Source organism: Metasolibacillus sp. FSL H7-0170 (assembly GCF_038593115.1).
Taxonomy (GTDB): Bacteria; Bacillota; Bacilli; order Bacillales_A; family Planococcaceae; genus Metasolibacillus; species Metasolibacillus fluoroglycofenilyticus.
The window spans coordinates 2,723,670-2,749,638 of sequence record NZ_CP151964.1 but is presented as its reverse complement, the minus strand read 5'-3'; the positions used below and the strand labels follow the sequence as shown (position 1 = coordinate 2,749,638).

The following is a 25,969-nucleotide window of genomic DNA, read 5'->3' as shown; positions in this document are numbered from 1 at the left end:
ATTAAAAAAAGGGCGTCCCACAGTAAGTAGTGGTCGCCCCCTTTTCCCATTATTTCGGCTCGAGGTCCTCAATTGAATCAATATCCACATATGCTGGCACAACCAAGCCAGAGCGCGCGCCTGTCATATTTTCACCTAAATCGATAAAATTATCTTTATGACTTTCATAAAAAGATTGGTGTGTTGTAGGTAGCCAAGGTGCTACCGTCACGTCAGCAGCATTGGTAGCAACCGCTTGGAACATAACTGCTGGGTCAACTTCCGTTAATGTAACATTGTAGCCTCGCTGTGTTAAAACTGTTTTTACGACATTAGCTGAAGCCATTTCTGATTCCCACGGAACAGAGACGAGCCGAACTTCTTCCCCATTCCCTTGCTCAGTCCCTTCTAACCAGCCATTTACTTTTTCTTCATTGCTCATTACCCAATTTTCGGCTGCCTCCTCAAAGGATGATTTTTCACCTTCAGCTATGACCGCCTGCATATCATCTAATTCCCAATGGAAGGCATCTAAAATTTTATAGACATTTGGCATATCCCTATCAAAATTCAATCTTGCGAGTGTATGGATGCTCTCAGTGCCTCCGTAAACGTTTTTCGGGTCATCTAAAAACTTCAAGTCATAGTCCTCGAATTTCCAATGTGGGGCCCAACCTGTTACGACAATTGGCTTTTCATTTTTAATTGCCTCATCTAAAAGAGCAAGCATCCCTGCCGTTGAGCTTTCTTCAATATCCCAACCTGTTAAATTTTCATACTCATTAAGCACATTATGCGTGGACTCAGATATGCCAGCCCCCGGCTCAATGCCTGTAATTGTATAGTTCACGGCTTCACTTACACTATCAAAATTCTGTGTTTCTTCTTTGTCACTACAGCCTACTAACAAGAAAGAAAGTGACAATGCTGAAAAAATACTAGCTTTTTTAAAACTCATAAAATCCCCCTCAAACAATTTATTTTTCAAGGATAACATATAACGCCAAATGTAACAACTTATAAAATAAAACAAGTTGTTACTTAGGGCGCAAATAAAGCTCAAAAAAATATAAGCCCCGTTTAATGCTATATTGCTGTAAATCCTCGAAACACCTTATCTTTCAATGAATCTTTTGACTTTCCAAATGCGTATTATAGTGTAAGGGCACTATAGACAGAGGGAGGTAACACATGAGCTTTTTAATTTCTCTAATTATTTTTTTAGCTATTTTATTTGTTTTCGGTGGCATCTTAAAAATATCATTTACTATTTTAAAATATATTGCATTCATCGTTATATTAATTTATATTATAAGATTTGTTATAGCATTACTCTAAATTAAAAAGGTGGGAAATGTACAATAATCACATTTCCCACCTTTTTTAAATTCCCCTATTCCTTCACCCAGTAAGATGAACCGTCTGTATTGCGGTCCATAAATCCATATTCAATCAAATAACGTCTTAAAGTAACAAAATCCTCATGGACGCTTTTTAAAATCATATTCACTTCTTTTTCTGTATAAACTTTGCCAATCGTAAACCGCTGTAAAATATGCTGTAAAATAATAAGCTTTCTCTTTTCCTTACTAGGAATCGTTTCAATACTACCATCTAAACCTTGTTTAAAATAAGTTTGTAGCACTTTTTCACGCTCTTTATCCTCGATACTATAACGCTCATCCACCTGTGTCGCCCCCCTATGAATTTTATAATGATTCGGTTCTGAGAGTAACTGCATTAGGGCTAGGAAGATTTTAGCCTGTCTTTCCTTTTCGCGTAGCTTAAAACGATGTTGTCGCACTGTTGAAATATTGTTAACGCTACTTTCTACAGTAATTTCTTTATCCGATAAGCCTTCATAAAACAGCTTCAGCATCTCCTGCTGCACCTCTGACAAACCACTTATTTTTTTATCCATTTGCAAAAGGGCGTGAAATGCCGTACCATGCTCTTGCTGTATATGTACCTGTACCATCCCCTCAGCCGTTAAAAACTTATGATGAAACGGATACACCTCATGTAAACAAAACACTAGGTCACAATGAAGACAGCGATATTGCAATCCATCTAATTGATAGCCTTTCATCAATTCCTCAACCGATATATTTTGAAAATCCACCATTACCACCTCGATAAATATAATACAATATATTTACCCATTTGCAAACAAAATGATATATTGTTTATAAATATATTAATTAGCTCGTTTTATATAAATTCATCTTTCAAGAATTAAATCAAAATTGGCTGTTGACATCGTTGAAATTTTAAGATAAATTAAGAGCTAATTTAAAAGGCAAAGAAAAGGATATGAGTCATTTTTGAGAAGATCATTAGAGAGGGGAATCACCGGCTGAAAATTTCCTGATTGGACAAAATGATTTACTCCCTTGGAGCCGCGTTAGGAAACTAGCGACGTTTACAGGCGTTATCTGTATCAATGAGCTACTGATGTAATGCATGAGTAGGAATTTGGGTGGAACCACGGGTATACAGCACATATTCGTCCCTTTCGAGGGCGAGTATGTGCTTTTTGTTTACCAAAAAACGAAAAGGAGATAACTGCAATGATAATTAGACCAATTACAATAACTGATGCAGAAAAGTTTATAGAGTTAAGTAAAAAAATTGATGAGTCTGGATTTATGTTGTATGAGCCTGGAGAACGAGAGATAACTGTTGAACAGCAAAGAAAATCAATTGAAAGAATCCTATCTGAAAAAAAATCAATCTTCTTTGTAGCTGAAGCCGAAAGTAAAATTGTTGGTTTTATCGCAGCGTTAGGTGGCAACCTAAAAAGAAACCAGCATTCTGCGTATCTAGTCTTAGGTATTCTCGAAGAATATCAAGGGCAAGGGATTGCAACTAAACTATTCAACCGAATTTTCGAGTGGTCACAAGAAGTTGAAATTTCCAGATTAGAGCTTACTGTTATAAAAGATAATATAAAAGCATTCAACTTATATAGAAAAATGGGCTTTATATTGGAAGGTGAAAAAGTGCATTCATTAATAATAAATGGAATGCCTGTTAATGAATATTATTTGTATAAGTTATTATAAATCTAATAAAGACAACAATTAAAATGTCTGAAATAGTTGCTATTTTAGACACTAAAAAACTGTTATTTCAATGTATTTTTAACACCAATTTTATTTTTCTACTCTAAAACTGAACTACCTTTTTTCAATGCATTGAAATAAATGTTTTTATCGTTTCCCTTTTACTGAAGGATAACACTGCTAAAGCCAATGTTCCTCCCATTTTTAAAAGAGGCATTTTCTGTTTATATGAATCAACATTTTGTGAAACATCATCGCTACTGTCCAAAATGCCGGCTATGCACGGCTTTTGGGACAGCCCTTTACCTCTTGAAAACACTAGATTTAACATCTTCTTACATTAAATTTAATGTATGTTCCTCAATTAGCTCAATATTTCTCCTATTCAACGTGTAATCCTGTATATACTTCCCTATATCCGCATAAAGTCGAACATTTTGTAGCTCTGTTACCTTAAGCCATTTTACACCTATTTGATTAGGGTCAGCTTTTGTTGGAAGTCTTGGAACAGAACCGTCCTTTAATTCACATTCGAACATCATTACTAATGTATGCGTAGTACCGAATTTTTCTAAGTTAAGATGCGGGACGTATTCATAGACAAAAGCTAACGGACCGACCTCTACTTCAATACAAGCTTCTTCTCTAGCTTCGCGTCTTACTGCCTCTATAATAGATTCATTCGGTTCAACACCACCAGCAGGTAAATCGTAAACAAGCCCTCTATTAGGGTCATTATATTCTGTTAATAATATTTGACTATTTTTAATAATGACTGCCCCTGCACGAACTCTTATATGAAAATGCATTTCCGTTCACTTCCTATGTTGTGATATACTTCAATTCTATTGTTTATTTAATCATTTTAAAAGGGGGCTTCGCAATGGAGAAATGGGATTTATATGATTATCATCGCAATAAAATAGGAAAACAAATAATGCGCGGAGATGCGATGGCAGTGAATGAGCTGCACTTAGTTGTGCATGTTTGCATTTTTAATTCGAACGGAGAAATGCTTATCCAGCAGCGTCAGCCCTTTAAGCAAGGTTGGTCTAATCTTTGGGATATTACATGTGGTGGCAGTGCTGTTGCAGGTGATACAAGTCAACAGGCAGCTGCACGCGAATTATTTGAAGAACTTGGCATTCATTATGACTTTGAAAACATCCGTCCACAATTGACGATTAATTTTGAACGCGGCTTTGATGATTATTATTTAATTGAGTACGATGTTGATTTAAGCACATTGACGCTACAACCCGAGGAAGTACAAGCTGTTAAATGGGCTTCACAGGAGGAGATTTTTAAGCTAATCGAGGATGGGGTATTTATTCCATACTATAAAGGCATTATTAATTTCCTTTTTGAGAGCAGACGACAATATGGTTCGATTCGTCTCTAACAAAGAAGGCAGGCGGCGAGCAAGTTAGCACTTGTTTTTTCCGTCTGCCTTCTGCGTTTTTTATTTCTCAATAAAACGTTCAAAAGCCTCTACCTTCAATGGCTTACTATAGTAATAGCCTTGACCTAAAAACGTAGCCCCCTTGCTCAGCTCCTTTAGCTCAACCCCTTCTGCTATAACATTCAGGCCTATCGAGTTGGCTCAATGGATAATTGCTTGAGCAATGGTCTTACTCTCACCATTCAAATAAATATCCTTCACAAACGACTGGTCGACATTTAATGTATCAATCGGAAGGGGCTGTCCACACTTCAGACAGCCCCTTCATTATTTTATAGATTTCATTCTAATCAAGCGGGCGCACTTCAATGGGGATTAATTTATTTTCTAAACGCTCGCGATATTGCTCATATTGTGCGGGTAACTTTAAATTACTGCCCATTGTTTCAGCAGTTTCATCATGTGTAAAGCCTGGCGGGTCTGTCGCAATTTCAAATAATATTTCGCCAGATTCTCGGAAATAAATAGCGTTAAAATAGTTACGGTCTTTCACTTCCGTTACGTGCTGCCCTTTACTTATCGCATATTTCTGCCATTCAATATGGTCTTTATCGTCATTAGCACGCCAAGCTATATGATGCACGGTTCCAACTCCCATTGTTCCTCGAACACCCGTTGTCATCTTTAAGTCAATAATATTGCCGATTTCAGCAGTTGCTTTAAAGCGTGTATAATCTCCTTCTTGTGCAACCATTTCTAGCCCCATTACATCCGTCAAAGTTGTAGCTGTTTCCTTTGGCTTGCTTGAATAGAGTATCGCTCCACCAAAGCCTTTAATTGCAACGTCCTTTGTTACACCACCGAATGACCAACTATTTTTCTCACCACTTTCGCGTTCAACGATTTCAAGATGTAAACCATGAGGGTCATCAAATTGTATAAATGCTTCTCCGAATCGAGTAGCTTCTTTATAAGCTATATTAAATTTCGTTAATCTTGTTTTCCAAAAATCTAGTGCTCCTACAGGCACAATATATGTTGTGACTCCAACTTGACCGTCACCAATTCGCCCTTTATATGCGTCTGCCCACGGGAAAAATGTAATAATTGTGCCGGGCTTTCCACCCTCGTCACCAAAATATAAGTGGTATGTTCCCGGGTCATCAAAATTTACTGTTTGTTTAACAAGACGCAAACCAAGAATGCCTGCATAAAAATCAATATTTTCCTGTGGATGTCCTACAATTGCTGTAATATGATGTATACCTGTCGTTTGTTTTTTCATAACTAGCTCCTCCTAAATGGATATTAGTAAAACTTATCTATGATAAAACGTAAATCTATCTTAATTCAGCAGAATTTGCTGACCTAAAATAGAGCTACGGTGCTGCGGTTAAGACCCATCGTCTTGGATACAACGTTTATTTACTTTAGCTTTAAAACAAGCTACTTGCCTTTTTGAACAGTCATTATTTTAAGATTCATCCGAAAAGCAGTGCTTTACACTGCTTTTCGGACGCCTCCATTATCGAATCGTTTTTAATGCAGTAGCCCAAGGAATTACTTGGTCTAACATTTCATTTACAGAATTCCCTTGGTGTGCACCCGGTTTGAAATCTGTACCATTTTCAAAATCTGTAAACAGAGATAATGCAGGGTGCACTCGCACATCCGCCACTAACAATTCCCCTAAAATACCTCGTAAATGCTCTGCTGCACGAGCCCCACCGACAGACCCATAGGATACAATACCCGCTGCTTTGTTATTCCATTCTTCTCGTAAATAATCTAATGCATTTTTTAGAGCGCCTGTAATTGAATGGTTATATTCTTGCACGATAAATACGAAACCGTCCTGCTGCGCAATAGCCTTAGACCAAGCTGCCGCGCCTGATGCATCGCCACCTGCTTCACCTAATAACGGTAATTTATAATCTGCAATATCAATAATAGTGTAGTTTGCATCTCCACGTTTTTCTGCAATTTCTTTCACCCAAGCACCTACTTGCGGACTTACACGACCTTCACGAGTCGATCCTAAAATAATACCAATATTTAATTTTTCCATGATTTGTTCCTCCTGCTTTTCAGTTCCAAATAATTTATTTAAAAAACCCATTTTTTTATTTCTCTCCTCTATGCTAAAACTTTTTAAATTTCCCCAACAGTTATCTCGAAATCGAGGTAATTGTTTAAAAAAATTTATAAGTTACTTGCTTTATAACCTATTCGCTTTAACAAAGCAATTGTTTCATCAATCTCTATAGCTTCTAAATCCGCAAATATCGTACTAATTTTTAATTTATGTTTCGGAAAAATCTCATCCATTAATGCTTTTCCTTCAGTTGTTAATGCTGCATATATCACACGTCGGTCTTCTGGGCAGCCTTTGCGTCTAACATATTTTTTTTGTTCTAGCTTATCTACTACGTATGTAATACTACTGCTAGAAATTAGAACGCTTTTTCCAATTATTTGAATGGGCTGGTCACCTTTATGATACAGCAGCTCTAGCACAGAAAACTCTGTTGGATTTAAGCAATACGTAGCAACGTCTTGCCTAATTACTTCCTGTATAGCTTGGGAGGCACGAAGTATAACAGTAACTGCTTTCAGTTCTTTTGCTGCTAGTTCCATTCGTATCACTCCTATATTGTGACTAAATATGATGAATTTATACTTTCAAATCTATTCATCATATTTAGTTCATTTCATTTTATATTTATGCGCCTGGATTTAATTCAAGCTCCACTTTAATTTTTATATCCTTACCAACAAGTACGCCACCTGTTTCTAACGCTGCGTTCCATGTTAAGCCAAATTCTTCACGGTTAATTTTTGCTTCCGCTTCAAATCCATAAACTTCTACACCCCAAGGGTTCGTGCCTTTACCACCATATTCTACTTCAAATGTTACCGGTTTTGTTACGTCCTTGATTGTTAAATCACCAGTCACTTTATAATCTTCGCCGTCTTTCGTAATGCTTGTAGAATTGAATTGAATCGCTGCATACGCTTCTACGTCAAAGAAATCAGCAGATTTTAAATGATTGTCACGGTCTTCATTATTTGTATCAATGCTTACTGTATCTAGCGTAAACGCAATCTTTGCTGTTGTTAAATCAGCTAAATCTGAAGCCTCTACATCTGCTGTATAAGAAGCAAATTGCCCTTTCACTTTTGATACCATCATATGCTTTACTTCAAATCCAATTGCTGAATGCGATTGGTCTACTGTCCACTTTGCCATTATAAAATTCCTCCTGTTTTTTATCTCGAATTCGAGATACATAATTAAAATTTTATCATCCCGTTATTTTCCACGTCTGAAGTGAAATAGTAGGATGATTCGAATAAACTTAACTATCTCGAAATCATTTATCTCGATTTCAAAATAAATTTAACACATATTCATTTGCCTTGTCAACACATTTTGAAAAAACTTTTTTTAAAATTAAATACCTAAGTAATTCAGCCGAATGTCCAGTATTTCATTTATAGGTAATATAGTACTATTTTATAAAAGTGATATGGAGAGGAGGATAACCATGAATATTTTACATGTAGTATTAAAAACCAATAAACTGAATGACATGAAATATTTTTATAAAGAAGAATTAGGATTTTCATTAGTAGATGAAACAACGCATAGCTTTAAAGTTAAATTTGGGCATAGCACAATCGAATTTAATAATAAAGATGTAGAAGGAAATCCATACTATCACTTTGCCTTTGATATTCCTTCAAATCAATTTAAAGAGGCAAAAGAATGGGTGAAACAGCGTACAACTCTTTTAACTGAAGAAGGTAAAGATGAAATCGATTTTAGTCATTTATTTGCAAAATCACTTTATTTTGAAGACCCGGCAGGCAATATTGTGGAATTTATAGCGAGATTAAATACGAATCCATCTAGCAACCAGCCCTTTTCTTTCGAAAGTCTACAAAAGCTCTCTGAAATGAGCCTTGTCGTAAAAAATAAAATTGCAGTTGCCGAAAGATTAATAGCGGCTAATATTGTAGAACGTGATGATTCAGAAATAACTCCTGATTTCTTATCTTTTATGGGGGATAAAAAAACAAAAGTTTATTTATTGCTTACTAATCCCGGAAGAAGATGGCTTTTTTCCGATAAGAAATCTGTTCCTTTTCCATTGGACATCTTTTTAGATTCGGGAATTAAATTGGGCGTAAATGATGAACACGAATTTTATATTGGTTGAGCGTCCGAAAAGCATGCTGTAGCGCTACGTTTCAGTCGTATTTCTTTGAAAATGTGATAATCATTAAATTTAGCAGCTTTCCTCCGTGGATAAGTGAAAATCAAATTTCCGTTGCATTGAGAGAAGTTAAAAAAGCCGAAATCCCTTGTTCTTATATAAAAGAAAGGATTTCGGTTCATCTTTTGTTAAGGTAATTATTTCGATAAAGCAATTTTGATATGAGCCAAGTGATGCTCCTCATGCCAAGCTAATTTTGCGATTTTTGTGGCAACTGCTATTTGTCCGTTTACTTGATGTGTGAAAACTCTAGTTAATTGCTCCTCAGTTAGTTTTTGCCCTAAAGAAACGATTCGCGCATTAATACCTTCCAACATTTTAATAGAACTTTCTATAGGTAGCTCTGTATCTGGTTGAATAGCCCATTTCTCCTCATTAAAAGCTGGAACTGTCGGATTCTCATCTGTTAAAGCAAGCTTTAAACGTTGATACATATTTAACTGTGAGTCTGCAATATGATGAACAAGCTGGCGAACTGTCCATGCACCTTCACGATAAGTTTTACTTAATTCCTCAGCACTTAATGTATCGACAGTTTCTCTTAGTCTAGTGGTATAAGTTTCAATTTCCTTTAACCATTCCGCTACATTTTCAAATGTTACTTTTTCAGGAACTTGCAATTGTCCAATTGGGAATTTTACGTCCATTTTCAAGCCTCATTTCCTCAAATAATGTTCATTCACTTGCCTTGATTATAAGTGAATGGATATCAGTTTTTCAAATATTCCGATTTTAATAGTTAACTTATAATGTAAAAAATCGAGCTACATCGAATTTTTAGTTAGCCTCCTTGTGCGATAGATTGTCTTGCCTATTTCAAAATTATTTCTACCCTAAGCTCGTTAGCAAAACCATAATTCCATTCGTTACACCGTGAATAATAACGGATGGCCAAATCGAGCCTGTTCGTTCATATGCTAAAGCAAAAATGATACCGCTAAAGAAGTTTACGGGCATTGCGTTATATGTTGGTAGATGAACAATTGTAAATATTAGTGAGCTTATTAAAATAGCTCCTTTTAATCCTATACGTGTACGTAGCCAGCGATATAAAAAACCGCGATAAAAAATTTCCTCATAAATTGGTGAAATAACTGCCGCAGAAAGTAAGGCAATTAAAACTGTAAAGAAAGTTGCATTTTGCTGTAACGCTTCTGTTTTACTGTTTTCCCATGTGTTTCCTATAAAGCTAGTAAGCACTACGATTATTACAGCACCAGCCATTAAAAGAACAGAAAATATAATGATAATTTTCCAATCCTTTATAGCAAATGATTTTACCCCTACTTCATTCCAAGAGAGCTTTTTAGGACAAAGAGCAATAAAATAAATACCTAAAATTAGAGTAACTGCAATTGTTGCCCCCGTTAACGTTCCTGCATATAGCTCATTGCTGTCAAACCAGTAAACATAGACGGGTTTAACAACGAATTTAATGCATCCTATTACAAATACAAATTCTAGTAATATTAATAATATAAATTCTTTTACCCCCCAAAAGTCCTGTTCCTTCCAGTCTATTTGATTAATTTCCATTTACTATTCCCCTTTCATTATATGGTATAATTCAAGTGTATTAGATGACGTTACGTCACCTGCAAGCTTTTTTAGGAGGAAATGAAATGAAACTTTGGACTATTGGTGAGGTATGTAAGCAAAAAAATATCTCCATCCGCACTCTCCGTTATTATGACCAAATTAATCTCCTCACACCAAGCTTTAAGGATGATAATGGTCGACGCTACTACTCGGAAAAAGATTTGTTTGAATTAGAGAAAATTATTATTCTAAAATCACTTTCACTTCCGCTCGAAAATATACGTGATTTATTAGATAAACTAACATATAAACAAATTTTAATTTCGCATCATAATTATCTACAAGATCAACTAACGAAGCTTCAAACAAGCATTTCTCATACGGCATCATTAATTAATATGATTGATTTAGAAGAATCTTTATCTTGGGAGCAAGTCACTAAACTTGTTCAAAATTCGCAGAATACCCCCAAAAAATGGATTGACTATTTTCAAGATAATGAAAAAGCTTTTTTACAAGAAACAATTCCAAATATCAGTAACAACGATAAGACAACACAGCAATATATTTCATTGCTACGCCGAATCGATTGGTGTATCCAAAATAATATTAAGGCTGAATCACAAGAAGGCTTGCGGCTTGCGTCCAAGTTAATGGAAATATCAAAGGATACTTTTCAAGGAGATACGAAGCTAATGGAGCAATTTTGGGAAGTAAGAAAGCTACCAACTTCAGTAACGGGACTATACCCAATTTCAGAAGAAATACTGGAGTATGTAGAGCGTTGCATTGCCTATGCAGCAACACAAGAATAGATGAAGTCTATATTTTATAGTAAACAAGAAACTGCCCTTGCGGCATTTTGAGACAGTAAGAAAACACCTCCACGTTGATTTGATAAGGTACAATACCCATTTTTCAGCGAAAGGTGTTTTTTATTTGTTTCATTTTTTAGGTCAGGTGCACTACACCTCTGTATCTATAGGGAGCTTCGAGGTTGTGAATATCATCGAACACTTGCACCAGTTTAATATGCCAATCATCTGTTTCTTATCTAGAAATCTTTAAAAATCTAGCGTAACCTGTTTAAAACATTACCAATCTCTATTATGTTCCCTTTGTATATGAACTTAGCACAAAATAGTACCCCTACGATTTCTCATCGCAAAATCAAAATAAAATTGATTACGCTTAATATTTAATCGTAAAATTCCATATGCGTCTTTTCTTGTCTGTAATAATTCAGTCTGTCCTGCAAGGTTCCCGTATGAAATTCAAACTTATGACCATCTAAATCAGTAAAGTAGATGGACATTTTATCTCTATCGTCTCTAGGACGGCTTGATAAAATGTTTACACCCATTTTCTTTAGTTTTTCGTACACCCTATCAAATTCTGTTTCTTCTATTGAAAAGGCTATATGTGTGTACGATTGATTTATTTCATTGCGAGCAATATTTCTTTCCTCATTTAGAGCAAGCCATATACCGTTTAAGTCGAAGTAGGCAGTGCTTCTTCCTCTAACTAATAATTTCGCACCAAAAGCATTTTGATAAAACTGTATAGAATTCTCTAAATTAGACACTGAAAATAAAAGATGATTTAAACCTTTTACAAACACTATACCACCCCAAGCACGAATATTAATTCCATAAAGCACATAAATATTCAACTTTTATAATAAACTACGATACTTCCTTTCATACCAAAAATCTTTAGTAGCTCTATGTTCATTTTTTCACACAATGAAAAATAAATGATTTTGTTTTGGCAGTTGCTTGTTTAAATTCCCAATCTCCATATGCTTGAATTTGAGAAAAACCTGCTTGTTGCAATGATTCATGAATTTCCTCTTGCGTTCGGAATTTCAATTGCATCTTTTTATGAATAAGTACCTCATTTGTACGTGCATTTTTCACCGTTTCATAAAATGTAAAAACATTTTCTATGAACCCTTCGTATTCCGTCCAAATTTCAAGCGACTCACCATTCAGCGGATTCGTTGCAACATCAGGTGTAACATCCTTTTCCCACTGTTCCCATGCTTTTGCTAATGGATTACGCGTATCAAAAATAAAATGTCCTCCAGATTTTAATGCTCGATATGCGTCTGAAATAACATTTCGCCAACTTTCCTCTGTAAGAAATACTTGCGCTACATTTGCTGTCATAGTAATAGCATCAAACGAATTGGTTGGTAAATTTGTGCTATCGCCAACAATCCAAGTGACTTCACCTAAATACTCTTTACTTTTCGCATATTCAATTGCCTCTTCATTCGGGTCAATTGCCGTAATATGATAGCCGGCTTCCGCAAAATGCGTTGTCAATCTTCCTGTTCCACAACCTAAATCAGCTATTTTTTTAGCGTTTGTTTTCTTCAACAGCGCTAAAAAGAATTCATCATCTTTCCCCCAGCCGTTAATCTGGTCATACACTAATGGAATCATTTATTTACCTACTTCCTAAATTTCACTTTTATATCAAGCTATTTTTAATTTGATTAAAGTTTTGCTTTAATAAGGTTCTAATCCATAATATTTCATTACTTCGGCATCAGATAGATAATTCAAAATTCTATTTTTATCTATTTAATATAAAATCATCTAAATACCAAGTCGGGACAGGATTATTCATGCCATCAAACCAAGTTAAAACATCCTTTGCCTGATTTTTCATAACGGTTACTTCATGTTCGCCGAAAGGGATTGCCCAAGGTAAAGATGATAGCGTATTGCTACTTATGTACAAAGCGAGCAACAAGAAAAATTCCATAGGTGGTTTTCCGTTAAAATAACCGTTAAGCTGCCCAGTAGCAAAGTGGGGACTGACATCGGCACTCCAAACAATACGATTAAACTCTTCCCATGGATCCCCATAATCATTGCGGTTAAAATCGATTATTCTCAGTTCTCCTTCTGGTGAAATAATCATATTCCCGACATGATAATCACCATGCTGAAAGCATTGCTCCCTATCTTTCAGAAGACGTCTGTTCTTCTCAATATAAGAGATGATTTTATCATCACCTTCTATTTTAATTTCACAATCTTGGTACATTTTGATTTTGTTATCTATTTTACGGTTAAAACGGACTCCCCACTCTTCTTGCTCATTTGGCGCAGGTATACTGTGAATTTCCTTTAATATTTGCCCGGACTTTACACCTAATAAATACTGCTCAGCTTCTGGCAACTTAGGTAATACAATCTCGGCATCTTCGCCGTCACACCATTTGAAAAGTGAATAAACGCTTTTCCCTTTATCACAAATACCCAATTCAACAGGCTGCGAAATAGGTACATCATTTTCAGCTAACCATTTCATTAATTCATATTCATTTATCTTTTTATCGTATTCTGCAATATCGGCTATACGAAGCAAAAGTTTTTCGTTCGTCAAAGTTTCAACGTAATATTTTTTATCGCTCGACCAACCCTTTTTTATTGGTTTGATTAGTTCAAATGTGCTGTAGTTTTTTATATCTAGCATGGTTTTCCCTCCTTTAGAGCGTATCTTCCTCTTTTATCTGTTCTCAAAGTCTGCTATATACCTTCTTATTTTCTAAACTTACCTTCGAAAACGAGAGCAAATTCCTTTAAGTTCAAGTATACTCTTTAATTTGTCTCTGCATTTTATTCCATTGCAGACGTAGGAGTCGCTTCCTTTACAATGATAATCCCGTCATATGCTTTTTGAGGAACCAGCTTAATTAAGATTATTTCCATAAATAAGTATACATTATTCTCATCATCCATGTGCATGATTAAAAACAATTCCCAAATGCAGATTTCATAATTTTAACATAATCACTATATCTGACATATCTAAATAATGTATTGGGGTATCTGGGTTTTTACAGATTCGGAAGCTAATTATAAAATATAATTTTTTATATCATTGAATTGTGGAGATTACTGTCGAAATATATATAGAAATATTTCCATTTTTGATGCATTAAAAAAATGAATAAATAATGCTATTTGCCATTCATGTTATTAGCAAATTATTGTATATTTTTTGACAGTACATAGATAATTGTGAGGGAAAATAAATGAAAAAGAAAAATTTACAGTTACAAAGCATTTCCGCAAAGCTAATGCTACTAATTACAGGTATTATACTTGGATGCAACTCACCAAGTACAAGAAGTCATTTCATCCATTGTTTCAGAAACTACTAAAACAGTTGAGACTGTAGAAGGAACGATGAAAACTGCTAGAAAGCTAAATGATGATGTAGTTCTAACACAAAGCAAATTCAATGAAATGTCTGATTCTGTTAATCAAATTGCTGCATCAATAGAAGTAGTTAATAAAGAAATGGACGCCATGACATCCTATAATAAGCTGATGAGTGAAGGAATCGAAAGTGCATCGGAACAGACAGCTGCTTCAGTACAGGAAATTGCCGCTTCTACAGACGAACAAATTAAAGTAATTGCTGATGTTTAGTTATTAATCATTCTTAAAAGATGGAGCAAATTCCGCTACCGTTGCTATGACAATTCCTAATGACCACATACTTGTAAGAAATGTTAATATTAAAGTCGGTAAGAAATACCAAGGTATTGGCCCAATATATGTTGGATTAATCAAAGATTCTGGTGCAGTCATTAACCAAACGCTATAAAAAGGAATTAAAATCACATAAGGCACTGAGAAAAGATTTATACTTTTAAATATTTAATTATATGTAGCCACCCCATCAAATACTCTCCCCCCCTCCAATCAAGCCATGACGTAATACTATTTCAACTAAGGCCATAATAGGTGCTAATACAATGCCTCCAACTAACAATCATACTGGTGCGATGTTAAAATCGGTATCACGCAAGCTTGAGAAAAATGAACCAATATAACCAACAGTTAAAATAAATATCGCATAACCTGTAGATTTATTCTCAATCATATAGCGAGCTGTTTGCTTAAGTTGTAGCCAAGTAGAGAAAAATGGATTCATACTTCATCCCATCCTCAAAACACAGTTATTATTACAATATAAGGATATACTAGGAAATATTTTCATGAAATTATTGTTTAAATAGTTTGTTTTATGTAGAATAAAATATATACCAATCCCTTATTTGGGTTATATGGTAAGTATTCAACAAACAAAAAAGTGATTTTATAGTACGTACATTGGACAAGGAGGATATGCAAGGCATGAGAAAAATATTCAGTTTATTATTGGCTGTATCTATCGCGCTTTCCGCTTCATTCGCTCTACCCGCAGTAGGCGCAGCCGAAAATACAGTAGATACACAAGAAATGATGACAACGATTGAAGTGCTATCTAGTTATCCAAGAGGGCACAACAATGAAGAAAAAGAGCTTGCTAGAAAATTTATTATTGATGCATTTAAAAAATATGGTCTTACTGTCACAACGCAAACATTTGACACAGAAATTTTTGATTGGGAAAAGGCTGATAAAGGGGAAGACAATGCTTTCAGCACATATTCGGCTGTTAATATTGTTGGGACACTTTCACCAAATACAACAGTTAAAACGAAGGATATTTTAATCATTGGTGCACACTATGATGGCATAAAGGATATTCAAGCAGCCAATGATAATGCCTCAGGTGTCGCTGTCATGTTAGAGCTTGCGCGCTTATTACACAACGTACCTACTGATACAGAAATACGCTTCATTGCCTTTGATGTGGAGGAAGATGGCTTAGTTGGCTCAAGACATTATGTTGAGCAGCTAGGAGCTGATAGCGAGCGGGTTATCGGTATGCTAAATTTTGATATGCTAGCTGCAAAAAAGGAAAAAACCGTGAAAATTTACTCTGCCGATGGACAAGAAAGCTTCTTATCTGACCTATTAAAAAACAATGAAGACTATAAAGATATTCAAGTGCGTGAATATAACAGCGGTGGGACAAGCGATCATGCTTCTTTTCATCCAAAAGCAATCCCTAACCTATTTTTCTCGCATCCAGCTGTTCATGGTGAATATCATAATGAAAATGACACAATCGAGCACATCAGCCCTGATATGCTCGCATATGCCGCTGATGCGGGCCAAGTAATCGCTAAAGAAATCATGAGTGATGAAACTCCATCCTATCAAGCAGTAGCACGACCTGTTATTAATAATACGGTCTACGAATTACCAAATACTGAAAGAATACCGTTCGGGTCGAAAAAAGAAGTAGAGGAAGCCACTGGTATCCACTTTAGCCAAGTACCATCTGACGATAATATGGCAAAGTACCAGGCAAATATTCAGTTATTTGATATCCAACAGCCACTCACATTAACTGCTACTAGTAATTGGGGATGGTTCGGTCCTCTTAAAATAGATTTTCATAATACAGATATTTCATTTGAAGCATTAACTGCAATGTTAGATGAAACATTCGTAAAATCAGAGCAAGAAAATAGATGGAACAACATCTATGGAAATTCGTATTATATCGAATATGACGAGCAAGAAAATATTTTTACAATGTATATCGATTCATATGAGGCTACAGCAGAGGGCTATACACTTGTTAATGGGGAGCTTGTTCGTATGGAATCAGCAAACCCAGCAAATGAAATTCATTTTTACAAAAAAGACGGGGAATTAATAAAGGAAGAAATTATAAATAAACCTTCTGACACATTGCCCATCACAGAACATGCAAAACAATCATGGGAAAAAGTAAAGCCCCTACTTTCTACAGAGGAGCTAGCAGAAATTAACTTCATTACGATTGGATCTGATGGTATAGGTGGCAATATGCTGATGAATATGGCAAACTACTTATCCGATCCTACAGAGCAAGTATATGAGCCAACTGAAGATTTACCAGAGGGACATGGGTACACTATATTCAATTATCTAAACGGTGTACACCTTTATCTGGATCATATCGATTTAATAAATCCGTCAGGTAATAGCTATAGTGAAAAGGATATGTCAACGAATTTAACAATGGCAAGAGCGATGAAAGCAGAAATTTTCCCTTATGAGCTTCGTCAAAATTATGATGCAGATATCAAATGGAGCGACTTTTCTAAGCTTGCTGTTGCATTACTTTTACAGAAAGCGGATTGGACTCTTGATATGCTACAGCCATCATTATTTGAGGATACCTCTGACACATTGTATGAGCTAGGTATTTTAGAGAGAGATGGAGAAACAGCCTTTGCTCCTGATGATATGATTACACGCGAAGAAGCAGCTGTGATTTTGCATAAAATCTATCAATATATAGATATAAAAGAAACTTCTACAGATGGTCAGCCAACACTTTACAGCGACGATAATGACATCTCGAGCTGGGCGAAGGACAGCGTCTATCATATGCAGCTCGCTCAAATTATGAGCGGCATGGAAAATAACTTATTTCTACCTCAAAACAACTACACGTTAGAGCAAGCGATTAGTGCGTTATTAAATTTATATGAGAAAAAGTAAAATAAAGCTGCCTGAAAAGAGCGTATCTTTTCAGGCAGCTATTTTTTATTTTGCTAACGCAATTTTTATATGAGCTAAATGATGCTCCCCATGCCAAGCCAATTTGGCTAATTTTGCAGTAAGTCGAATCTCTCCATTCACTTGATGTGTAAACACTCGATTTAATTGCTCTCCCGTTAGACTTTTGCCTAAACAAACGATGCGTTCATTAATGCCTTCCAACATTTTCAGTGAGCATTCTACAGGTAGCTCTGTATCTGGTTGAACAGTCCATTTTTCTTCATCAAAGCTTGGGATTGTTGGATTGTCATCGGTTAAAGCTAGCTTCAGGCGTTGATACATGTTTAATTGTGAATCTGCAATATGATGAACAAGCTGACGCACTGTCCATGCACCTTCACGATATGTTTTCTCTAATTCCTCATCGTTTAATGTACCGACAGTTTTCCTTAGTCGAGCTGGATATGTTTCAATTTTATTTAACCATTCTTCCATATTTTCAGTCGTTACATTTTCGGGAGCTTGCAATTGTCCAATCGGGGATTTCACATCCATTTCTAAAACCTCTTTTCCTCGTTTTTTATTCAAAAAATAACCATTCACTTATTTTAGAGTTAATAGCGGAACAGCATACAAATAAATTCATGACCGCCACCAATTGTCCAAAACAGTACTAAATCACCACGCTTAATTTTGCTGCTTGCAATACCCTCATACATTGTAATAAACGGTGAATTTGTACCTGTATAACCATACTCATCGCCTACATACACAATTTTTCATCGGCAATTGCAAAATGCTCTTGAATGCGTTGAATATTCACTAATGCAAATTGAGAGAAAAAGCACACGGCAACGTCTTCCATTGAATAGTGATTACGCTCCACAATCTTTGAATCTTTTCAAATGTATAAGGAAGTGAAACTGTGCCATCAAAAGGCTTCCAATCTACATATCCTAAAAGTTCTCCCTTATTCATGTATTGGGAAAATCCGTTTGTTGGATACAAAATATTATCTTTGAAGCTCGAATCTGTTTCATATATCGCATCTATAAAGCCTGTCTCTTCATTCGTTTTTTTCTAAAATTATTGCACATAACGTCTTGAATGTTTAGCCAAGGTTTATATTCCGAACCAACACCAGTGCCACAACCTTCTTTAATCCATTTTTCAATTTTAGATGTTCTTGCTCTTTTAGACATAAAACACCCCTTTAGACTGAACTGCTCCCCAATTGTTAGACACGTCTAACAATTGGAGGAGCAGTTTTTATATGGCTAAATATACATCAGAAGAAAAATTACAAGCAGTCCTACGCTACTTAGAAGGCAAAGAAAGTTCACATGAAATTGCTAACTCAATGGGAACAGATCACAAAGCTATTCTTAATTGGGCAAAACAATATGAGTATAACGGCGTAGAAACATTTATAAAACGATATACAAATTATTCGGCACAGTTTAAACTAGACGTACTAAACTATATGATTGAAAACGGTACGTCCTTACTTGAAACGGCAGCTATCTTTCATATAGCTACTCCTTCTACACTTCGTGTTTGGAAAAAACAATTTGAAACAAAAGGATTCGATGCCCTTCAATCAAAGAGAAAGGGGCGTCCATCCATGAAAAAAGAAACAAATAAACAGCCAAAACAAGCACCAGTAGAAGGCTCACCAGAAGCACTTCAAGCAGAAATCAATCGTCTACGTATGGAAAACGAGTATTTAAAAAAGTTGAACGCCTTAGTTCAAGCCAAGAAAAAATCACCAAAGAGGACAAAGTAAAAGTCATCTATGAATTAAGGCATAAATACTCGGTGAAGGCGCTTGTAGCGTTCGCAGAAATTCCACGTAGCACGTACTATGATTTAGTAAAGAAGATGAATCGTCCCGATCCAGATGCCGAGTTAAAGGCCAAAATTCAAGAAATCTATAAGGAACATGAAGGCCGTTATGGCTATCGTCGCCTTCGTGATGAGCTAGCGAATCGTGGGCAAAAAGTGAATCATAAGAAAGTGCAACGCCTGATGAAAGCGCTAAGCTTAAAGTGCATCGTTCGTATGAAAAAATATAAGTCATATAAAGGGACAGTTGGTAAAATTGCGCCTAACATTTTAGATCGCCATTTTACAGCAAAAGCGCCTAATGAGAAATGGGTAACAGATATTACAGAGTTTAAGTTATTTGGTGAAAAGCTTTATTTATCGCCTGTTTTAGACTTATTTAATGGCGAAATTATTACGTATACAATTGGCTCTAGACCTACATATTCATTAGTTTCAGAGATGGTAGAAAAGGCTTTAGAGCGGTTGCCAGAAGAACATCAGCTCCTCCTGCATTCTGATCAAGGCTGGCATTATCAAATGAAACCATATCGCCACGCCCTTCAATCAAGAGGGATTGTGCAGAGTATGTCGCGTAAAGGCAACTGTTACGACAATTCTGTCATGGAGAATTTCTTTGGCATCATGAAGTCGGAATTTCTCTATTTAAAGGAATTTGAAAGTGTCGAGCATTTTAAAAAGGAACTTGAAAACTATATAAACTATTACAACACGAAACGTATGAAGGCAAAATTAAAAATGAGTCCGGTGCAGTACCGAACTCATTTTACCCAAGCTGCCTAAACGAAATAACCGTGTCTAACTTTTAGGGGTCAGTTCAACTAAGGGGACTGTTTCATCGTATTTTTTACAAGCGTCGCGACTTTATTTTAAACATCGCATCTTTTTTATAAACATCGCAACTTTATTTCAAACCTACTGTAGGGGTGGAATAAAGACTGATTAAAAGTGGTCTACAAACGTTGATTTTATAATAAAGGAAACCCACACATTTTGAACAAAGATTGAGCAAAATGTGTAGGTTTAGGTTTTTATTGATTTTGACTTTTATAAAATAGATTGAATAAAATATCTATCTAATTCACAAAAATAATTAGATTAAATTGTAGCAATTTTTCAGCTCTAGATTTCCCATCTAAAAGTATGTCTTCAAATTTATCCAATTCTAACCTTTCTAATATTTGAATGGAATCATTAAAACCTAATTTAAAAGTACCTATATCTGAATAGTTAACATCGATGTGATGTAAGGGATGAATCTTTTCCTCGAAATTTTCTACATCATAGTCATATCTAATATAACAAGGTTCAAATGTCATTAAAACCTTGATTACAGACCATAAATCTGACTCCATTTCATTAGAAATATCAAATTCTCTTAACAAATCTCCATAGGTATCTATAAAAGTTAATATATCATGGTTATCTTCATTGTAAGCGCCAAATAACAGTTACTTTAAATTGAATTTTAATATGGATATGATTTTAGTGTACTTGTTAATTACCTTGTGTATTCCTTTTTATATTGTACCAGCTGTATTAAAACATTATTAGGGGGCGTTGTATTTGGAATTGAATTTAATCGTAATAGGATTCGTATTCTTATTAATTGGTTATTTGGTCGGGGGAACATTTGCAATTTTAGGGATCGGATTACTAATTTTCGGATTTATAGGCTTCAAACAAGCTAAAACAATTTTGATGGTAGCCGTTGGTGTTATTCTTCTTGAAATAGTATATGTAAACGCTAAGATGGTCGAATAAATTACCTAACTAATCGATGTATTTGTTAGGCAGAGACATGACGTAACAGTAAGGCATCGGAACGGTGATCTCCGATGCTTTACAGTGCCAGATTCGGGCCTATCCAAAGCGGCTGGACCTATTACAACAGGATTGACAGGAGATTAGGTGTAGGTGGACTCGCGGGTGCACTTGTAGGAATGGGCGTTTCAGCTGAGGGAGCTGAACTCTATGATGAACAGTTTAAAGCCAGTAAAATTTTAGTGACTGTAGATGAAGATACAAAAGGTCCACTCGTATAAACAGTAAAAAACAGCCATTCTTTGAAACGATGGCTGTTTTTTTACTTTCAATTGCAACGATCAGAACAAGCCTTCCATAACCCTATGTTCTTCTATCTAATCTGTAAAATTCCATTAAATTCGTTACTGTACTTTTTAGTTTTCTTGCAACTTTAATGTTCTTGCTAAAAGTGCTGCAAACTGCTGGCGTTGAAGTGGTTCATTCGGCTTAAAATAACCATTCGAACCTGTTGTAATACCGTGTGAAGCTAAAATTTTTACATATTCTGCATACCACGCGGAGTCCTCGATATCTTTAAAAGTGTTCATTTCTGCATCGGTGTTATATGTTAAACCATATGCATGAACAAGCATTTTCGCCATTTGAGCACGCGTAATCATGTTATTTGGTTTAAAGCCCATTTCATTTTGATCGATAATTCCACTTTGTGCAAGTAAGTGGATATTCGTAAAATTTGCATGGTTTTTCAAGACATCTTTGAACGTAAATTCCATCGTCAATTTTTCTGAGATGTTCGGAGCCTTTGCCCGTACAAGCATCGCTGCCACATGATGACGTTTAATAAACTCATTTGGCTTGAATGTTTTATCTTCGTAGCCCTTGATTACCCCTAACGCGTTAAGCTCCATAATATCATTAAAATATGGATGTGACACTTTCACATCTTTGAATATAGCTTTATAGCCTTTTTCCCAAAGGATATTATAGGCATTTTGTACGCTACCATGCTTAATGCCAATATAGTAAGTCCCCTCCGTTAATGTCGCTTGCTTTGTGGCATTCACAAAATCAGATAAAACAATCGTACCTTGTTCATCTTCGACATAAACATAAAGGTCTGTATAGCTTTCTAGCTCTAAATTATTCACTGTAAAACGATATTCACCCGCTTGTTCTACTTTTACTTTAAATATGTCTGTATCATCTGGTCCTAGTAAATAGCCATGTGTTAATGTTGCAATTGGTAAGGTTTGAGCAGTGACTGTCGAATCGTTACTTTCATATTCAATCGGTTTTGCTTCAAAGTTAATAACAAAGCTACTTGGCTGTTCATGTCCTAAAACTCGTACATAATACGTTCCCTTTTGTAATCCTACCGCATGTACTTTGCCCTTTTCATGTAAATAAAAATAGTGCATTTCTGCGTTACTCAAACCAACTTGACTATCTAAATGTGATGTTTTAACTGTTAGTACCCCATCCTCAGGAACCTCAACTTTATATACACTATTATAACGTAAACCGGTTGTTGTCACTTGCTGTATCTCTTGACCAAATGCAACAGGTTGTGCAAGTTCAATTGTATCATTGGGGCCAACCGATGTATTTTCCACAGGTGTAGCTTTTAATTCAAGTGTATAAGGTGATGTAACTTCCATATAACTGTTTAGTTCAATCGTATATGTGCCTGGCTTTAATGCAACACGATATATACCATTATATAAATCCGATGATAAATGAACCCCCGTTTCATCATATAACGTAATCAACGGTTCAGATTTCATTTGCGACAGCTTTAAATCAATCAAGCTCGGCTCTTGCACTACAAATGTGTACATATCAGTGTTATCAGTTTGCCCACTTAGCTGCCCTTTGTAAACCGTATTGAGTTTAATTTTTTGTGCTAAATTAACTTCTTTGCCAACTACAAATACTGCGAACTTAGTAAAGTGATTGACCTCAACTGAAATTTTATTGCCATTTACCTTGCCGCCAGTCACCTCTATCCAGATTTTCTTCACTTCGTCATAGTAGAATACAGCCGGTTTCTGGTTGTCGTTTACCTTTGTCGGATCGAACTTAAAGGTCAATGTGACAAACCTTGTGAAGTCTTCCGGGAAGTTTTTCAGTATTTCGAAAATAGAACTGGCTGGTACGTCTTTATCGGTTAATAGTTGCTGAGTATCTAATAATTTATCTATTGTTACTTTTAGTTCTTTTTCTGTCGCATTAACTGGAATAGAGAGCGTGACCTCATCTCCAAAGCTAACCTCACCTGCTTCACCTGCCGGAAGCGTCAATTGTGCGCCGCTTGTCGGCACTGACCCACCACCACCTATATTACCTCCACTGTCTATGTTACGCGCAGTTTCTGGGAATTCCGCGGTGATTACACCTGAATCTGCAGCATTGGTCGTTGTTGCTCCGGCTATTGTAAAGAAGTCCTCAGGTACACCCGTTAAGGTATAACCTGCTTCCGGGGTTAATGTAATCGTCGCCGTGTATGCTGTGCCTGCAGCAAATGTCGCTGCTGCTGGCGACCAAGCAATCGTTGCTGTGTATTCAGGAGTAGAAGCTAGCGTTGTTACTGGGGTTGAACCCGTTACTGGCGCTGTTACTCCAGCGATTGCTGCTGTTCCGATTGGTGCTAATGCTGGGGCTGGGGTTACACTCACTTCATTGGAATTACTACTTTCAGTGCCACCACTAACAGCTCTGACTACAAAGTAATAAGTAGTCCCATTTGTTAATCCTGTAAAATTCGAACTGTATACGGTACTATCGACTGTAGCTTCGGCTGCTCCATAGGAACCGGATGAAGTAGATTGGTACACCCTGTAAGACGTTGCCCCTGATATAGGACTCCAACTTATGGTTGCATGTCCATCCCCAACTGCTGACGCTGAAATGACAGGCGCATCAAGTGTATTTATTATATAGCTCTCACTCATCACCGCGCTGTCACTCATGCCTGACATTACCGCAATTGCCTTGATCGTCATTGCACTCGTCACGATGATCGGTGCGCTGTATAGTGTACTACTTGCAGTCGGAGTGCTACCATCCGTCGTATAGTAGACATCTGCTCCTACAGTGCTTGAAGACAAAGCTACCGTTGTGCCAGACGCTACCTCACTGCCGACAGGGTTCGCCGTCGGTACCGCCGCCTGTTGCTGCTGGACCGTAATAGCCATGAAGGGACCTACCATATAGGGGCCATCGCTCAAACCTATTGTTTCAATCACAGTGTTAGTTGCTGTATCAATTACGCTCAAGTTGCTGCTGGTAAAATTAATCGAGTAGGCTTTACTTCCATCTGTCGAGACACCAATCGTATAAGGTGAAGTGCCTACCCGAATGGTATCCACCACCGTATTAGTAGCTGCGTTAATGACAGAAACTGTGCCGGAATCAGTGTTTGCAACATAGACTGTGCCGCCATCAGGACTAACTTCAGTTGCGGAGGGCCTCGAACCAACTGATATAGTAGCCTCCACCGTATTGTCCGCAACATTGATTACCGAAACTGTGCGAGACACTTGATTAGCTACATATATTTTAGTACCAGTGGGATTGGCTGAAAGTCCATACGGTGAGTCACCAACCGTAATTTGACCGGTGACGGTATCGGTTGCAAGGTCTATAACAGCTATTTTGTCAGCACCTTGTTGAGTAAGATAAAGCTTCTGGTCAATCACCACCATCGCTACTGGTAATTGCAGCACATTAATCGTACCCATAATGGTATTTGTTGCTGTATCAATGACCGAGAGTGTGTCGCTACCATAATTTGCCACATAGGCTTTACTACCGTCCGATGTAAAGGCTACTCCGTGAGGCTTGACACCCACTGGTATTGTGGCAACCACCGTATCGGTTTCAGGGTTAATGACCGAAACAGTGTTAGAACTCCTGTTGGTTACCATGACCTGAGTGCCGTTCGGGTTGATCACTGCACTATTCGGTGCAGTTCCAACTGTAATTTTAGCCTTTTCTACCGTATAGCTATTCAAATCCACTACATCAACTTTTCCTGTATTAAAGCTTGCAATGTAGGCTTTCGTGGATTCACCGCTACTGCCCGATGATGCAAGGACAACTGGATGATTGACAAACAAGGTTGAAATCATACCTAAAATAAGTACCACTGCTGTAAGCTTATGCTTTGCTTTTTTAAACATTTCTCTTCCTCTCCTCCATAATATGTATTTTACAACCTAATATAACATCACAAGTAGATGACCCATTAATATAAAACACTTTACTATATCAATGTGATTGTTTCTGTAATTCGGGTTGCAACAAAAAGGGGAAATTAACCATTTAGCATTATTGTCACAAAAAGTATGATAAAAATATGCTATTTTTCACTAATTACTTCCAATAAATTTTTAACTCTACTTATTTTTCTTTACGAATGTATTCCATTCTCTTAGAATATACAATAGAAAATCTCCCCAAATTAAACATTAAAGGGTGAAGGTTAAAATTAGGTTAAAAATAAAAAAGTTTTAACAAACAAAACGGTCTTTGGAGCGAATGCGAAGGAAATGTGAGGTTCATTTAGGGTATTAAAGAGGATACTATGAAGAAACGAGAGATAAATAATAGTTTGCTAAACAGATTGACCATTAATTTAATGTTAGCATAAAATTTAGTAAAAGTATTCAGAATTGC

At 36.3% G+C, this 25,969-nt stretch carries 25 protein-coding genes and 1 pseudogene; 8 read left to right on the top strand and 18 right to left on the bottom strand.

All coding sequences use genetic code 11. The features are described 5' to 3' along the window. Window positions 1-49 precede the first annotated feature (49 nt). Both MHH70_RS12975 and MHH70_RS12970 read right to left on the bottom strand, forming a co-directional pair. The gene (locus MHH70_RS12975) at window positions 50-937 is read right to left on the bottom strand and encodes a glycine betaine ABC transporter substrate-binding protein (RefSeq protein ID WP_342471686.1); all 888 of its coding nucleotides are present in this window, start codon (window positions 935-937) and stop codon (window positions 50-52) included. Between the two features lie 435 nt (window positions 938-1,372). Continuing rightward, window positions 1,373-2,104: a DUF2087 domain-containing protein gene (locus MHH70_RS12970; RefSeq protein WP_342471685.1), complete on the bottom strand. Its 732-nt coding sequence runs from the start codon at window positions 2,102-2,104 to the stop codon at window positions 1,373-1,375. A 445-nt stretch (window positions 2,105-2,549) separates the two neighbouring features. Here MHH70_RS12970 and MHH70_RS12965 point away from each other — a divergent pair, with 445 nt between their 5' ends. Further along, entirely contained in the window at window positions 2,550-3,044 is a 495-nt protein-coding gene (locus MHH70_RS12965) for a GNAT family N-acetyltransferase (protein ID WP_107943451.1), read from the top strand. 335 nt (window positions 3,045-3,379) lie between these two features. On the opposite strand, the gene MHH70_RS12960 is transcribed toward MHH70_RS12965, so the two are convergent. Next, window positions 3,380-3,853, bottom strand: coding sequence for an NUDIX domain-containing protein (locus tag MHH70_RS12960; protein WP_107943452.1), 474 nt, complete (start codon window positions 3,851-3,853; stop codon window positions 3,380-3,382). 74 nt (window positions 3,854-3,927) lie between these two features. On the opposite strand from MHH70_RS12960, the gene MHH70_RS12955 reads away from it, so the two are divergent. Next, entirely contained in the window at window positions 3,928-4,446 is a 519-nt protein-coding gene (locus MHH70_RS12955; protein WP_066165297.1) for an NUDIX domain-containing protein, read from the top strand. Between the two features lie 346 nt (window positions 4,447-4,792). Here the strand turns inward: MHH70_RS12955 and MHH70_RS12950 are convergent, their stop codons facing one another. From MHH70_RS12950 to MHH70_RS12935, 4 genes are all read right to left on the bottom strand, one after another. Continuing rightward, complete coding sequence (locus MHH70_RS12950) at window positions 4,793-5,731, bottom strand: ring-cleaving dioxygenase (RefSeq protein WP_107943453.1); 939 nt, start codon at window positions 5,729-5,731, stop codon at window positions 4,793-4,795. A 240-nt stretch (window positions 5,732-5,971) separates the two neighbouring features. Further along, window positions 5,972-6,565 (bottom strand): NADPH-dependent FMN reductase, encoded by a 594-nt coding sequence (locus MHH70_RS12945; RefSeq protein ID WP_066165292.1) that lies wholly within the window; start codon window positions 6,563-6,565, stop codon window positions 5,972-5,974. An 83-nt stretch (window positions 6,566-6,648) separates the two neighbouring features. Continuing rightward, window positions 6,649-7,083, bottom strand: a complete 435-nt coding sequence (locus MHH70_RS12940; RefSeq protein ID WP_107943455.1) for a MarR family transcriptional regulator — start codon at window positions 7,081-7,083, stop codon at window positions 6,649-6,651. 85 nt (window positions 7,084-7,168) lie between these two features. Then, window positions 7,169-7,696, bottom strand: a complete 528-nt coding sequence (locus MHH70_RS12935; protein WP_107943456.1) for a YceI family protein — start codon at window positions 7,694-7,696, stop codon at window positions 7,169-7,171. A 298-nt stretch (window positions 7,697-7,994) separates the two neighbouring features. On the opposite strand from MHH70_RS12935, the gene MHH70_RS12930 reads away from it, so the two are divergent. Continuing rightward, window positions 7,995-8,669, top strand: coding sequence for a VOC family protein (locus tag MHH70_RS12930; RefSeq protein ID WP_107943457.1), 675 nt, complete (start codon window positions 7,995-7,997; stop codon window positions 8,667-8,669). A 194-nt stretch (window positions 8,670-8,863) separates the two neighbouring features. On the opposite strand, the gene MHH70_RS12925 is transcribed toward MHH70_RS12930, so the two are convergent. Both MHH70_RS12925 and MHH70_RS12920 read right to left on the bottom strand, forming a co-directional pair. Then, a complete protein-coding gene (locus tag MHH70_RS12925; protein ID WP_107943458.1) occupies window positions 8,864-9,373 on the bottom strand; it encodes a YfiT family bacillithiol transferase in 510 nt (169 codons plus the stop codon). A gap of 181 nt (window positions 9,374-9,554) precedes the next feature. After that, window positions 9,555-10,262, bottom strand: a complete 708-nt coding sequence (locus MHH70_RS12920; protein ID WP_342471684.1) for a type II CAAX endopeptidase family protein — start codon at window positions 10,260-10,262, stop codon at window positions 9,555-9,557. Between the two features lie 86 nt (window positions 10,263-10,348). On the opposite strand from MHH70_RS12920, the gene MHH70_RS12915 reads away from it, so the two are divergent. After that, entirely contained in the window at window positions 10,349-11,080 is a 732-nt protein-coding gene (locus tag MHH70_RS12915; RefSeq protein ID WP_342471683.1) for a MerR family transcriptional regulator, read from the top strand. A gap of 383 nt (window positions 11,081-11,463) precedes the next feature. Here MHH70_RS12915 and fosM read toward each other — a convergent pair whose 3' ends face one another. The 3 genes from fosM to MHH70_RS12900 all read right to left on the bottom strand — a co-directional run bounded on the left by fosM (window position 11,464) and on the right by MHH70_RS12900 (window position 13,757). Next, the gene (gene fosM / locus MHH70_RS12910) at window positions 11,464-11,886 is read right to left on the bottom strand and encodes a FosM family fosfomycin resistance protein (RefSeq protein ID WP_107943461.1); all 423 of its coding nucleotides are present in this window, start codon (window positions 11,884-11,886) and stop codon (window positions 11,464-11,466) included. A 109-nt stretch (window positions 11,887-11,995) separates the two neighbouring features. Continuing rightward, window positions 11,996-12,715 carry a class I SAM-dependent methyltransferase gene (locus MHH70_RS12905; protein WP_066165271.1) on the bottom strand — a complete coding sequence of 240 codons (720 nt, stop codon included), beginning with the start codon at window positions 12,713-12,715 and terminating at the stop codon, window positions 11,996-11,998. A 133-nt stretch (window positions 12,716-12,848) separates the two neighbouring features. Beyond that, the gene (locus tag MHH70_RS12900; RefSeq protein ID WP_342471682.1) at window positions 12,849-13,757 is read right to left on the bottom strand and encodes a phosphotransferase family protein; all 909 of its coding nucleotides are present in this window, start codon (window positions 13,755-13,757) and stop codon (window positions 12,849-12,851) included. Between the two features lie 632 nt (window positions 13,758-14,389). Here MHH70_RS12900 and MHH70_RS12895 point away from each other — a divergent pair. Next, on the top strand, window positions 14,390-14,719 hold the full coding sequence (locus MHH70_RS12895) for a hypothetical protein (RefSeq protein WP_235616077.1): 330 nt from the start codon (window positions 14,390-14,392) through the stop codon (window positions 14,717-14,719). 346 nt (window positions 14,720-15,065) lie between these two features. Here MHH70_RS12895 and MHH70_RS12890 read toward each other — a convergent pair whose 3' ends face one another. Further along, window positions 15,066-15,227 (bottom strand): hypothetical protein, encoded by a 162-nt coding sequence (locus tag MHH70_RS12890; RefSeq protein WP_161956425.1) that lies wholly within the window; start codon window positions 15,225-15,227, stop codon window positions 15,066-15,068. A 203-nt stretch (window positions 15,228-15,430) separates the two neighbouring features. Here MHH70_RS12890 and MHH70_RS12885 point away from each other — a divergent pair, with 203 nt between their 5' ends. Beyond that, window positions 15,431-17,680 carry a M28 family peptidase gene (locus MHH70_RS12885; protein ID WP_342471681.1) on the top strand — a complete coding sequence of 750 codons (2,250 nt, stop codon included), beginning with the start codon at window positions 15,431-15,433 and terminating at the stop codon, window positions 17,678-17,680. A gap of 45 nt (window positions 17,681-17,725) precedes the next feature. On the opposite strand, the gene MHH70_RS12880 is transcribed toward MHH70_RS12885, so the two are convergent. From MHH70_RS12880 to MHH70_RS12870, 3 genes and pseudogenes are all read right to left on the bottom strand, one after another. Continuing rightward, the gene (locus tag MHH70_RS12880; RefSeq protein ID WP_107943464.1) at window positions 17,726-18,235 is read right to left on the bottom strand and encodes a YfiT family bacillithiol transferase; all 510 of its coding nucleotides are present in this window, start codon (window positions 18,233-18,235) and stop codon (window positions 17,726-17,728) included. Window positions 18,236-18,294: 59 nt separating this feature from the next. Beyond that, window positions 18,295-18,453 carry a 3-oxoacyl-[acyl-carrier-protein] synthase III C-terminal domain-containing protein gene (locus tag MHH70_RS12875; RefSeq protein ID WP_161956429.1) on the bottom strand — a complete coding sequence of 53 codons (159 nt, stop codon included), beginning with the start codon at window positions 18,451-18,453 and terminating at the stop codon, window positions 18,295-18,297. A 324-nt stretch (window positions 18,454-18,777) separates the two neighbouring features. After that, window positions 18,778-18,882, bottom strand: a pseudogene (locus tag MHH70_RS12870) (transposase); the annotation flags it as partial. 71 nt (window positions 18,883-18,953) lie between these two features. Here MHH70_RS12870 and MHH70_RS12865 point away from each other — a divergent pair. Next, window positions 18,954-20,308 (top strand): IS3 family transposase gene (locus MHH70_RS12865; RefSeq protein ID WP_342471680.1). Its coding sequence is split into 2 segments (ribosomal slippage): window positions 18,954-19,407 and window positions 19,407-20,308, totalling 1,356 coding nucleotides; the frame shifts between segments, so codons are not numbered across the junction. A 293-nt stretch (window positions 20,309-20,601) separates the two neighbouring features. Here MHH70_RS12865 and MHH70_RS12860 read toward each other — a convergent pair. Continuing rightward, entirely contained in the window at window positions 20,602-20,910 is a 309-nt protein-coding gene (locus MHH70_RS12860) for a hypothetical protein (protein ID WP_342471679.1), read from the bottom strand. A gap of 181 nt (window positions 20,911-21,091) precedes the next feature. On the opposite strand from MHH70_RS12860, the gene MHH70_RS12855 reads away from it, so the two are divergent. Next, a complete protein-coding gene (locus MHH70_RS12855; protein WP_107943823.1) occupies window positions 21,092-21,289 on the top strand; it encodes a hypothetical protein in 198 nt (65 codons plus the stop codon). A gap of 416 nt (window positions 21,290-21,705) precedes the next feature. Here the strand turns inward: MHH70_RS12855 and MHH70_RS12850 are convergent, their stop codons facing one another. Then, entirely contained in the window at window positions 21,706-25,473 is a 3,768-nt protein-coding gene (locus tag MHH70_RS12850) for an S-layer homology domain-containing protein (RefSeq protein WP_342471678.1), read from the bottom strand. Window positions 25,474-25,969: the final 496 nt, after the last annotated feature.

What these genes read in the sequence shown, in the direction of transcription:
- MHH70_RS12960 (WP_107943452.1), bottom strand. Translation starts at nt 3,853, where the DNA reads ATGCATTTTCATATAAGAGTTCGTGCAGGGGCAGTCATTATTAAAAAT.
- MHH70_RS12935 (WP_107943456.1), bottom strand. Translation starts at nt 7,696, where the DNA reads ATGGCAAAGTGGACAGTAGACCAATCGCATTCAGCAATTGGATTTGAA.
- MHH70_RS12900 (WP_342471682.1), bottom strand. Translation starts at nt 13,757, where the DNA reads ATGCTAGATATAAAAAACTACAGCACATTTGAACTAATCAAACCAATA.
- MHH70_RS12885 (WP_342471681.1), top strand. Translation starts at nt 15,431, where the DNA reads ATGAGAAAAATATTCAGTTTATTATTGGCTGTATCTATCGCGCTTTCC.
- MHH70_RS12850 (WP_342471678.1), bottom strand. Translation starts at nt 25,473, where the DNA reads ATGTTTAAAAAAGCAAAGCATAAGCTTACAGCAGTGGTACTTATTTTA.
- MHH70_RS12930 (WP_107943457.1), top strand. Translation starts at nt 7,995, where the DNA reads ATGAATATTTTACATGTAGTATTAAAAACCAATAAACTGAATGACATG.
- MHH70_RS12925 (WP_107943458.1), bottom strand. Translation starts at nt 9,373, where the DNA reads ATGGACGTAAAATTCCCAATTGGACAATTGCAAGTTCCTGAAAAAGTA.
- MHH70_RS12940 (WP_107943455.1), bottom strand. Translation starts at nt 7,083, where the DNA reads ATGGAACTAGCAGCAAAAGAACTGAAAGCAGTTACTGTTATACTTCGT.
- MHH70_RS12945 (WP_066165292.1), bottom strand. Translation starts at nt 6,565, where the DNA reads ATGGGTTTTTTAAATAAATTATTTGGAACTGAAAAGCAGGAGGAACAA.
- MHH70_RS12905 (WP_066165271.1), bottom strand. Translation starts at nt 12,715, where the DNA reads ATGATTCCATTAGTGTATGACCAGATTAACGGCTGGGGGAAAGATGAT.
- MHH70_RS12920 (WP_342471684.1), bottom strand. Translation starts at nt 10,262, where the DNA reads ATGGAAATTAATCAAATAGACTGGAAGGAACAGGACTTTTGGGGGGTA.
- MHH70_RS12975 (WP_342471686.1), bottom strand. Translation starts at nt 937, where the DNA reads ATGAGTTTTAAAAAAGCTAGTATTTTTTCAGCATTGTCACTTTCTTTC.
- MHH70_RS12955 (WP_066165297.1), top strand. Translation starts at nt 3,928, where the DNA reads ATGGAGAAATGGGATTTATATGATTATCATCGCAATAAAATAGGAAAA.
- MHH70_RS12950 (WP_107943453.1), bottom strand. Translation starts at nt 5,731, where the DNA reads ATGAAAAAACAAACGACAGGTATACATCATATTACAGCAATTGTAGGA.
- MHH70_RS12965 (WP_107943451.1), top strand. Translation starts at nt 2,550, where the DNA reads ATGATAATTAGACCAATTACAATAACTGATGCAGAAAAGTTTATAGAG.
- MHH70_RS12880 (WP_107943464.1), bottom strand. Translation starts at nt 18,235, where the DNA reads ATGGATGTGAAATCCCCGATTGGACAATTGCAAGCTCCCGAAAATGTA.
- MHH70_RS12890 (WP_161956425.1), bottom strand. Translation starts at nt 15,227, where the DNA reads ATGAATCCATTTTTCTCTACTTGGCTACAACTTAAGCAAACAGCTCGC.
- MHH70_RS12915 (WP_342471683.1), top strand. Translation starts at nt 10,349, where the DNA reads ATGAAACTTTGGACTATTGGTGAGGTATGTAAGCAAAAAAATATCTCC.
- MHH70_RS12970 (WP_342471685.1), bottom strand. Translation starts at nt 2,104, where the DNA reads ATGGTGGATTTTCAAAATATATCGGTTGAGGAATTGATGAAAGGCTAT.